Origin of the sequence: Bradyrhizobium uaiense (genome assembly GCF_010811875.1) — a bacterium.
GTDB classification, from domain to species: domain Bacteria; phylum Pseudomonadota; class Alphaproteobacteria; order Rhizobiales; family Xanthobacteraceae; genus Bradyrhizobium; species Bradyrhizobium uaiense.
The window spans coordinates 1-223 of the sequence record NZ_VKHP01001213.1; the positions used below are offsets into that span (position 1 = coordinate 1).

Here is a 223-nt window from a genome sequence, read left to right on the forward strand (position 1 = left end):
TTGGCGACGATGCCGCCGACCTTGGCCGCAGCGAGGAACACGGCCTGCGGCCGCTTCGCGGCAAACCAGGCGTTGACCGCGGCCTGGTCGCGCAGGTCGACCTCGCTGCGCGACACCGTCAGCAGATCGGCCTCTTCGCGCGCCAGCCGGCGCATCAGCGCCGAGCCGACCATGCCGCGATGGCCGGCGACGAAGACCGTCTTGCCCTTCAGTTCAAACGCTG

General features: G+C 70.4%; 1 protein-coding gene. It reads right to left on the reverse strand.

Features of this window, described 5'->3' with window-relative positions; all coding sequences use genetic code 11:
• Positions 1 to 223 (reverse strand): NAD-dependent epimerase/dehydratase family protein (locus FNJ47_RS49345; protein ID WP_163163917.1); only part of this gene is annotated, 223 nt, incomplete at both ends.